This window comes from Paenibacillus sp. RRE4 (genome assembly GCF_031844205.1).
Taxonomy (GTDB): Bacteria; Bacillota; Bacilli; order Paenibacillales; family Paenibacillaceae; genus Paenibacillus; species Paenibacillus xylanexedens_B.
Genome location: NZ_JAUZUT010000020.1, coordinates 31,508 through 40,457, shown reverse-complemented (window position 1 = coordinate 40,457; position 8,950 = coordinate 31,508). Strand labels below are relative to the sequence as shown.

Here is an 8,950-nt window from a genome sequence, read left to right as displayed (position 1 = left end):
CCTGAGCCAGGATCAAACTCTCCAATAAAGATGAATTTCGTCAGCGACGTTAGGCGCTGTGGAACTCATCGGGGTATTGAAAAGAGCGATAAGCTCATTTTGAATCTGACGATTCATTGTAAATCAAAAGTTACTATCCATTTGTTCAGTTTTCAAGGAACTTGTTCACCTTATCTTGCGACAACTTACGTCAACCAGACAGGAAATTTATCATATCATGTTAACTTAGTTTCTGTCAACAATCTTTTTCGTCATTCTTCAAAGCTACTCGATTATCTTCTGTTTGAAGCGACAAGAAATAATATATCATGCTGTCATTTTTTTAGCAAGTATTTTATTTAACTTTTATCATATTGCAAATTGCTTGAGTGTGAGTAATCGAAAACGAACGACTTTGGGCTTTGGAAGAAAAACAAGGGAAGTAACAGCTCCAAAAAGAACAAATTTGAAGTAAGTGATCCAAAAACTTTATAATAAGGTATCTTTAATTAGAAGGAAGTACTTCAAGGTTTTTAGCAGTTCCAACTGTGCAATAGCACGATCGCATTTACATGCCTCTTCCTACATCCATCTGAGATCCGCTTTTGAATTTTTGAATATCAATCTATTACGATTTTGCTTTTAGCCTAAGATTTCGTTTTCTAGTTCAAATCCGTGACTCGAGGTGATAACACTTGAAACAGTGGTTAAAAATGGTGCGTAAAGGTTATGGCAAAAAGCTCGTTTCCATTCATGCCTGGAATGCCTGGATCGTTGTGATCCTTGCTATTACTGGTCTCATATTAATCGGTGGCTTCTGGCGTGAAACTCTGGGTATCGGACGTGTTTGGTTAAAATGGTTACATATCGCCGTGGGCATCGCCATGCTTGTGCCTGTCGTGTATTACTTATTTTTAGCCAGTAAGCATTGGAAGCAACTTCGTAACAAGCCGTGGCAAAAAGCAAATACCATCATCGTTCTTGCACTTTTGATCGGATGGCTATTATCCGGCATCGTCTTATGGCAGTTCAAGCTGGTAGGTCCACGATGGTCCAATGCCGCGCTTCTGATACATGATTTGCTCACATGGGTTGGTCTACCGTATATCATCTACCACTCCATCACACGTACGCGTTGGTTAAAAGACCCTGCACGTCGTACGATCCAAACCAATGAAACACCCGTACAGAAACCAAGTATGAAAAATGCCGGCAGTCTACATACCAAGGAAGAGGAACTGGACACGGATAACATGCCAGCAGCCTCATCTGTTCTCCATGCAGACAAAGACTCTGGTAGAAATAACGTCCCAAACATGGAGAAACCGCAACCGGTATATACCCGTCGAGCCTTCATCCGTTCTGCTGTAGGCATAGGACTCGCCGTTACTCTTGGACCTACATTTGTATCATGGGTAGGTAAAAACCTCAAGTTTGATAATAGCATAGACAGCATGCTTGAAACTGACCCCAATCGGATGGTTCCACTTCCGCAACCTTCATCATCATCACTTCCGCCGATTGGCGGGGGTGCCGAGGGACACTTTCGCGTATATACGGTCACACCCATTCCATCCTTCTCCAATGCAAACTGGTCATTTCGGATAGATGGTCTTGTGGAACGTGCTCAAATCTGGAATTGGGAGCAGTTCGTCAAACTAGCACGCACCGTGCAAGTCAGTGATTTCCACTGCGTTACTGGCTGGTCCGTGTACAAGAATACATGGGAAGGCATTCCTCTGAAGCATTTTCTGGAGAACGCCGGTATAAAGCCTGGAGCGCACAGCGTCAAATTTTATTCCGGAGACGGGGTATATACCGATGCGATCACACTAGAGCAGGCACAAATGGATGATATTATGATTGCGGTCATGCATGACGGCAAACCTATCCCTGCCGATCTTGGTGGACCTGTACGACTCGTTATTCCGCAGATGTACGCCTACAAATCGGTCAAGTGGTTGAACCGTATTGAAGTCATCGACAGCGAGCATATCGGGTATTGGGAAGAACGAGGATACGACAAAGATGCATGGTTATCAGGTGCTTCTCAGCGTTTTCCAAATATAACGGGTTCATAACAGATCGCCAGCGTATACAAAAGAAGCCTCCTGACACGACATTTGCGTGTTTTGGGAGGCCTCTTTCTTTACAAGCTGCTTGTATCACGTACCTAATTAATGCCTATGACACGTGCTGACTCAAAGCTGTAGATATTAACGTTCTACGGATTCAGCAAGCGTACCAATTCGTCCTCATCTTCGATGGTCGGAATACCGAGATCATGAGCTTTCGTTAATTTGCTGCCTGCCTTCTCTCCAGCTATGACAAGGTCTGTTTTTTTCGATACACTCCCTGTGACCTTCGCACCAAGCGCTTCGAGTCTCTGCGTTGCTTCTTCACGCGTCAATTGATGCAGGGTTCCTGTAAGCACGACCGTTTTACCACTGAAGAAGGAATCCTCCACTATAACAGCTGGCGCTTCAGGTGCCTCTGCTTTCACACCCAGATTCAGCATCTTCTCAATAGCAGCTTGTGTGAACGGATCGGCAAAGAAATTCACAATGCTCTCCGCAACAATACCTCCTACATCGGGAAGTTCAACCAATTCCTCTACCGTAGCATTCATGATGGCATGTAGATCGCGGTAATGATCGGCCAGCATACGCGTGGTGGATTTGCCAGTGTTCGGGATACCCAAGGAATAGAGGAAAGAAGCCAGGTCTCGGTCTTTACTCTGCTCGAGCGCAGCAAGAAGGTTGTTTGCTTTCTTTTCGCCAAATCGCTCCAGCTTCACAAGATCATCGAACTGCAATGTATACAGATCAGCGGGTTCACGCACATTCAATTCGTCATATAACTGAATCGCTGTTTTCTCACTGAAGGTCTCAATGTCCATCGCGTCTCTGGAGGCAAAATGAGAGATACGAGCAACTGTCTGCGGTTTGCATGCCAGTTTGTTATTACAGAACAAGTGCGCTCCACGTTGCTCCAACGGGAATCCGCATGCCGGGCATTGCTCCGGATATTTGATCTCTTCGCCGTCATTTTCTTCGGTCACTTTGCCGAGAATCTCAGGAATGACATCATTGGAACGACGAATAAAGACACGTGAACCGAGCGCATATTTCAAATTTTTACGTTCAATATCGCCCACATTGTTGAGCGTGCAGTTCTGCACGGTAACTCCAGCGAGTTCAACCGGTTCTACTCGCGCCAGCGGCGTTACTTTACCCGTTCTGCCGACATTCCACACGACTTCGTTCAGTACTGTGGTTGTCTCTTCCGCTTCGAATTTATAAGCAACCGCCCAGCGTGGGAACTTGTCCGTGTAGCCTAACACTTCACGAGTCCGCATGTCCGTGAGCTTAATGACCGCTCCATCAATCAGGTAATCCAGTTGCCCCCGATTTTCCTGAATTGCTTCAAGTTGCTCCATAACGTCATCGAATTCATGGAAGTAGGTGAGGGATGGATTAACTTTAAAACGGTTCTCGCGCAAGAAATCCATCATTTCCTGATGGTTGGCAAATTGAATGTCATCGGAGTATCCAATGTTATAAAAATAAGCATTCAACCGACGCTCAGCGGTCGTTTTCGGATTCAGGTTACGCAGTGCTCCTGCGGCTGCATTCCGTGCATTTTTGAGTGGCTCGGCAGCCGTTTCGTTATATCGATTCAGTACAGAAAGGTTCATTATGCCCTCGCCCTGCACTTCAATCGTACCTCCGGTATACGGAATTTTGAGCGGAACAGATTTGATGGTTTTCACTTGTGCCAAAATGCCCTCGCCCACCGTTCCGTTTCCGCGCGTAGAAGCCTGCACCAACTCACCGTTGGTATATGTCAGGTTCAAGGTCAGTCCATCGAACTTCAGCTCAATGACATATCCCGGGTCGGGCAACGGATTATCCGGGTTTTTGCTGTTATAGTCATTCACCAGCTTTAATACACGTGTATTCCAATTGCGAAGCTGTTCAATGTTCTGCGCCTTGTCCAAACTCCATAATGGGGATAAATGACGATGCGGGGTAAATCCCTTGAGCAGTTCGCCCCCTACACGTTGTGTGGGAGAATCCGGTAATACCATACCGCTCTCCTGTTCCAGCGTAACCAGTTCATCGTATAAAAGGTCATACTCCTTATCACTGATCTGCGGCTGATCCATCGTGTAGTACTGATAGTTGTGCTGATTCAGCTCGGCAACGAGTTGCTCCATCCTGTGCATCGGGTCCATATCGGGCCATCCCTCCGTATAATTAATATATGTAGAACGAACATGCCTATTGCAACAAACGAACATAAAAGACTCTGTTTCCTGGCAGTTCGGTAAGATGCAATAGGCTATTTCATTCTTATTCCACTTTGGTAATCGGGGCAAATCCAGCGAGTAGACGTTTCACGCCAACCGGAGCCGGGAATGCAATCTGCAGTTCGGTATCATTACCGCTGCCTTTGACTGCAACGATGGTACCTGTCCCCCATTTGCCGTGTTGCACTTTGTCGCCTGCCTTAAATCCAGCCGCACTTTCGGATGAGGCCGATTTCGAAGCCGATGTTGGTGCCGCAAAGGTCGGACGAGAGGTACTCGTCGTTACCCGGGAAGTTGGCCCAGATGAAGCCGTTGCGGATGAACCACTTCGGCTTTGTTGTGCAAACAGCTTGGACGCACTTGCGGCACCGCCGAAATTGCTTCCACCGCTGGAGCCTAAACCGCGTCCTCCATAAGAACCTCCGCCTGTGCTGGTTCCACGGCGGTAACGGTCGCGTGCAATGGAAGTATCTTCTTTAAGCTCATCCGGGATTTCATCGAGAAAACGGGATGGCGGATTGGCCGTTGTACGCCCAAACAAGGTCCGCATCTGCGCACAAGAGAGGAATAACTGCTCCTCAGCCCGTGTAATCCCCACGTAAGCCAGACGACGTTCTTCTTCCAACTCTTCGTTATCCATAAAAGCCCGGCTGTGTGGGAAGACGCCTTCTTCCATACCCACGATAAAGACTACCGGGAATTCCAGACCTTTGGCACTGTGCATCGTCATCAACGTGACCGCATCGCTCTGATCCTCTTCATCATCGTTCATGCTGTCGATGTCTGCAATGAGTGCCAGATCGGTGAGAAACGAAACAAGCGTTTTGTCTTCATTGTTTTTCTCAAACTCCATCGTCACCGATAGAAACTCTTCGATATTTTCGAGCCTTGCGCGAGATTCAATCGTATTCTCCTTCTGCATCTCGTCACGATACTGGCTCATCTCCAGAATCTTCTCGGTCAGCTCAGTCACGGACAGATATTCAACCATCTGGTGCAGAGCAGCGATCATATCATAGAACTCCACCAGTGCATTACGCGTGCGACCAGCGAAGCCGAGATCATCAACCACTTGCAGTACACGGAAAATGGAGACCCCGCGTTCTCCAGCTGCTGCAGCCAGTTTGGCTACTGTAGTATCCCCGATGCTACGCTTCGGCACATTAATAATCCGGGTCAAACTGATATCATCATCCGGGTTGGACAGCAGGCGCAGATAAGCCAAAATGTCCTTGATCTCTTTCCGATCATAGAACTTGATGCCGCCGACAATCTGATACGGAATATCAGACTTGATCAAAATTTCCTCGATAACCCGGGACTGAGCATTGGTACGGTACAGAATCGCATGATGCTGATAGGATTTGCCATTCTTCACATTTTTACTAATCTCGGAGGTTACAAAATACCCCTCATCATGCTCGGAATCGGCACGGTATACCTTGATCTTTGATCCGCCTTCTTTATCCGTCCACAGCTTCTTCGGTTTACGGCCGGTATTCAGGCCGATGACTTCATTCGCTGCATTCAGAATGTTGGAAGTCGAACGATAATTCTGCTCGAGCAGGATCGTCTGCGCTTCCGGGTAATCTTTTTCAAAGTTAAGGATGTTGGTAATATCCGCCCCACGCCAGCGATAGATCGACTGGTCACTATCCCCTACGACGCAGATACGGTGGTGGCTGTCAGCCAGCATACGGCACAGCATGTACTGTGCACGGTTCGTATCCTGATACTCATCGACGTGAATGTATTGGAACTTCTTTTGGTAAAAATCGAGCACTTCCGGCACTTCTTTGAACAGTTGAATGGTTGCCATGATCAGGTCGTCGAAGTCGAGTGAGTTGTTGGCTCTGAGACGTTTCTGGTACATCGTATATACCTTGGCTACAATGCCTTCAAAATAGTCGCCCGCCTGTTTCTCGTATTGCTCTGGACTGATCAGTTCATTTTTGGCCGTGCTCATCATCGCCTGAACAGCTTTGGGTTCGAACTTTTTCGTATCGATGTTCTGATCTTTCATACAGCTACGAATAACAGATAACTGGTCGGATGAGTCCAAAATACTAAAGTTGGATGTAAAACCGATCCGTTCAATGTCGCGGCGCAAGATGCGCACACACATGGAGTGAAACGTGGATACCCAAATATCGCGGCCTTGAGATCCGCCTACCAGTTGGGATACCCGATCCTGCATCTCCCGAGCAGCTTTATTCGTAAACGTAATCGCCAAAATGCCCCACGGAGGTGCTTTCCGTGTTGCGATCAGATAGGCAATCCGGTGTGTCAGCACTCTGGTTTTGCCCGAGCCCGCACCAGCCATAATAAGCAATGGCCCATCCGTTGCCTCAACAGCTTGCCGCTGAGGCGTGTTCAGCCGTGCTACGGCGTCATGTATATTTACAGGTTGCATGCATGCATGCTCCTTTCGTTAGTTGGATATCGGTATAAGAGTACTAGGGGTTACACTGGTCACTCCGAGGACAGAGTAAGCTTTCAATCGCTGTTATTCCCGGATTTTTTAAAACTATTTCCTAGAGGTGAATATCCGGTAATAAAGGCGAACGCTCCGCTTCTCCAGCTTATCTCTGTCCTCTCCGTTCATGTGTAAACGTAGTCTGCTTATACTGTGTGGGTAGGGTAGGAAATTCAGAAAATCCGAAAGCAATATTACTTAAATGAAATGAAATCAATAAAGGGTCAAAGTTCTATTTTAACAGATTCTAAAGGAGATATGGGGGAATGGTAAACTAAACCGGTCAGGTGTTACTCCGATCGTCGTTCACTGCTTGTTACTTCGATCGTCTTTCACAGCTTGTACCGTTTCCAGTGCTTGGCTCAAATGGCTGTACACAATATTCCCAACAACAATGGTATCCGCAGCTTGGGCAGCTTGACTTGCTTTCTCTGCTGTATCGATTCCACCGCCATAAATGAGATGTGCTTTCTCCAATTGTCTGTGCGTCTCGCCAACCAGCTCCATATCCCCGAAAGTTCCGCTGTACTCCATATATATAATGGGCAGGTTCAGTAAACGTTCTCCAGCTTGAGCGTAAGCAGCCGCAGACTCTGTCGTCAGTTCCGTATCTGCTCCGGTTAACCTCGCCACAGTTGAGTCCGCATGAAGCACAATATACCCCTCGGTAATTAGCAAATCCCACGGGATCAAATAGCCATAGCGCTCGATAGCTTGCTGGTGATGTCCGATAATCCACCTGCTGTCCGTTGTGTTCAGCACCATCGGGATCAGATACCCGTCAAACCCAGGCACAACTGCTTCCAGATCGGATACTTCCAACACACATGGCAGTTCGTAGCGACGCACCCGGGACATCAAATCTACCGTATTATCATACGTAATACCTGATGATCCACCCACGATAATCGCATCCGTTCCAGACATGCATACCTGATCCAATGCCTCATCCGTAATTTCCCTGTCGGGGTCCAGCTTAAATACGTGTCTCCACTGCCTAATCATGTCTATCAACGAACATTCCTCCAGAGGTTCTTCTGCATCCTAAAAAGCTTGTAAACTAAGTCTAAGTCAGCAGACAGTAGGTGTCAATGTTCGTATAAAAGGCGAACAGAAAAAACACAGACTTTTTTGCTGTTTCCATCCCTAAAAAGTCTATGTCTTAAAATTTGATTCTCTTACAAATGTTTTTTAGCATATATTGAGTCTCTTCTGGGTCTTGAATGATTTAAGGTTTCCAAGCAAACCTTGTATTCATTTCTTCCATTTCCTGCTCTGTCAGGACATCGGAGTACACCCCATACACACCCCATTTTTCATAATTGGCCGCCTGCTGGGTATCATTAATGGTATGCACATAGGTGACTGCCCCGGCCTTCTTCAGCTTAGCGACAAAGTTCTGATTTACTTTATATTCCGGCATCGTTACAGCATCAATATCGTTATTTTGCACAAAATCAACAACTTGGCTCTCTGTATCTTGTGTAGCGTATAACGTGTAGATAATGGACGGGAAGTTGTAAACCTCCTTTACTTTTTCAAGCATAGGTTCATTATAAATCTGTACCACGACTCGGCTTAGAGCGGACGGATCATGCTTCTTTCCAGCATCCACCAACGATTGAAGTACCTTCTGGATATCTTCGTCCTTCTGTTCTTTGGTATCCGTTACGATATACATATCCGGGTACTTGGATAATACATTCATAATTCCATCGGCATCCATTGGCTGGTACATGCCAAGAATCGGTGTGTTCATGAATTCATCGTGAGTGAGTGCTCCGGCCTGCTTATGCTCTGGCAATTCCTCATCCTGTCCGAGCATTTTGCTCATGTTAGCTGTCCACTCATGTCTGGCTACAGCTACGCGATCCGAAGTGAGCATGAAATCTATTTCGAATACCCGTGTACCTTTTTCATAATTGGCAATCATCGCTTCATATGCGTTCGTGTAAGCTTGTTCCCGAATACTCCCCATGGCATGGGCGATTAATCGATAGTTTGCAAATCCATCACGTTGCTCCTCACTTTGACTGTCATGTGCCCAAAAGAGTGTACCCACAGTAACGAGCAACAGTATCAAAACGGCGGCAATACGTTTCATATCATTTACACATCCTTTGCAGACGTATTAGTTCGAATAGGATTGAGGTATCATTAATTTTTTTGATCGCATTTTATTC

The 8,950-nt window shown here is 46.5% G+C and carries 5 protein-coding genes; 1 reads left to right on the top strand and 4 read right to left on the bottom strand.

Annotation, left to right across the window (positions count from 1 at the left end):
* Window positions 1-674 precede the first annotated feature (674 nt).
* Entirely contained in the window at window positions 675-2,060 is a 1,386-nt protein-coding gene (locus Q9R46_RS28390) for a molybdopterin-dependent oxidoreductase (RefSeq protein WP_311282606.1), read from the top strand.
* Window positions 2,061-2,203: 143 nt separating this feature from the next.
* Here the strand turns inward: Q9R46_RS28390 and ligA are convergent, their stop codons facing one another.
* The 4 genes from ligA to Q9R46_RS28370 form a co-directional block, all read right to left on the bottom strand.
* The gene (gene ligA / locus Q9R46_RS28385) at window positions 2,204-4,216 is read right to left on the bottom strand and encodes an NAD-dependent DNA ligase LigA (protein ID WP_311282605.1); all 2,013 of its coding nucleotides are present in this window, start codon (window positions 4,214-4,216) and stop codon (window positions 2,204-2,206) included.
* 118 nt (window positions 4,217-4,334) lie between these two features.
* Entirely contained in the window at window positions 4,335-6,704 is a 2,370-nt protein-coding gene (pcrA, locus tag Q9R46_RS28380) for a DNA helicase PcrA (protein WP_311282604.1), read from the bottom strand.
* Window positions 6,705-7,073: 369 nt separating this feature from the next.
* Window positions 7,074-7,781, bottom strand: coding sequence for a heptaprenylglyceryl phosphate synthase (gene pcrB / locus Q9R46_RS28375; protein ID WP_311282603.1), 708 nt, complete (start codon window positions 7,779-7,781; stop codon window positions 7,074-7,076).
* 214 nt (window positions 7,782-7,995) lie between these two features.
* Window positions 7,996-8,871: a phosphatidylinositol-specific phospholipase C/glycerophosphodiester phosphodiesterase family protein gene (locus tag Q9R46_RS28370; RefSeq protein ID WP_311282602.1), complete on the bottom strand. Its 876-nt coding sequence runs from the start codon at window positions 8,869-8,871 to the stop codon at window positions 7,996-7,998.
* Window positions 8,872-8,950: the final 79 nt, after the last annotated feature.

What these genes read in the sequence shown, in the direction of transcription:
- Q9R46_RS28370 (WP_311282602.1), bottom strand. Translation starts at nt 8,871, where the DNA reads ATGAAACGTATTGCCGCCGTTTTGATACTGTTGCTCGTTACTGTGGGT.
- ligA (WP_311282605.1), bottom strand. Translation starts at nt 4,216, where the DNA reads ATGGACCCGATGCACAGGATGGAGCAACTCGTTGCCGAGCTGAATCAG.
- pcrA (WP_311282604.1), bottom strand. Translation starts at nt 6,704, where the DNA reads ATGCAACCTGTAAATATACATGACGCCGTAGCACGGCTGAACACGCCT.